The sequence below is a fragment of the Nitritalea halalkaliphila LW7 genome, assembly GCF_000265075.1.
Lineage (GTDB): Bacteria > Bacteroidota > Bacteroidia > Cytophagales > Cyclobacteriaceae > Nitritalea > Nitritalea halalkaliphila.
This window is the reverse complement of the sequence record NZ_AJYA01000139.1, coordinates 1-1,130: the sequence shown is the minus strand read 5'-3', so window position 1 is coordinate 1,130 and position 1,130 is coordinate 1. Positions and strand designations below refer to the sequence as shown.

At 43.9% G+C, this 1,130-nt stretch carries 2 protein-coding genes; both read left to right on the top strand.

Features of this window, described 5'->3' with window-relative positions:
- A partial coding sequence (gene tnpB, locus A3SI_RS16850) for an IS66 family insertion sequence element accessory protein TnpB (protein WP_009057980.1) occupies nt 1-222 on the top strand: 222 nt, incomplete at its 5' end.
- Nucleotides 223-297: 75 nt separating this feature from the next.
- Nucleotides 298-1,119, top strand: a complete 822-nt coding sequence (locus A3SI_RS16845) for an IS66 family transposase (protein WP_238531837.1) — start codon at nt 298-300, stop codon at nt 1,117-1,119.
- Nucleotides 1,120-1,130: the final 11 nt, after the last annotated feature.

The window sequence follows — 1,130 nt, the reverse complement described above, 5'->3', positions numbered from 1 at the left end:
GTCTTTATTTTTATAGGAAAAAGAGGAGATCAAATCCGGCTTTTGCAGTGGGATCAAGATGGGTTTGCTCTTTATATCAAAAGGCTAGAAAGGGGGACTTTTGAACGCCCAAGATCCTCTAAAAGCCTGCTTTCTAGCCGTGAATTAGGCTTGCTTTTACAGGGGGTAAGGCTAGAATCTGTGCGCTACAGAAAGCGTTATATGGCAGCTGGGCGGCAGTGAAATAAAGCGTGATTTTTTGTCTAAAAAGTGGTTTTAAGGCTATTTAAAACGACTTTTTTACCCTATATTTATGTCATGGAAAACAGAGAAATAGACTATAAAACCCTATACGAACAGGCTCTGTTGACCTTATCTCAAAAAGAAAATTCTCTGCTCGAAAAAGAAAACCTTTTAATTGAAAAGCAAGAGCTCATAGAGAAGAAAGAGCAGGTCATTTTTAAATACCGCTCTGAATTAGACAAGCTACTTAAAATCATTTTTGGTCCCAAAAAGGACAAGCTAAAAACGTCCGTTGACTCCGATCAGCTCAATCTATTTACACTAGGTGTGCCCGAAACTGACCAGGCTAAGATGGGGGGTGATGGTGAAGCGGATAGCGACGAGGAAACAGTCACTGTCAAGCGTAAAAAGCGTGAGAAAGGACAAGGCCGCATGACGCTTCCCGAAACACTACGCAGAGAAGATGTCTATATCGAGCCTACGGAGTCTACGGAAGGGTGTGTCGTTATCGGAGAAGAGGTGACTGAAGTGCTGGAAATGAAGCCTGCAGAGTTTTACGTTACGCGCTACATCCGCAAGCGATACGCGAAACCAAACGGTGAAGGCATCTTGATGGGCACGCTTCCAGATAGGGCGATTGAAAAAGGCATCCCAGCAGCTTCTACACTGGCACAAATGACTATAGACAAGTATGTATATGGTTTACCCCTACACAGGCAGTTGGATAAATACAGTAAAATGGGAGTTAGAATCCCTGCCTCGACGGCATCTAACTGGCTTATGCAGGGGTGGAAAACGATAGAGCCACTCTGGGAGTTGCTGAAGGAGGTGGTACTTAGCCAAAAATACCTGCAAGTCGAACGAAACCCCAATAAAAGTGCAGGACARGGGGCATAAAAATAACGATG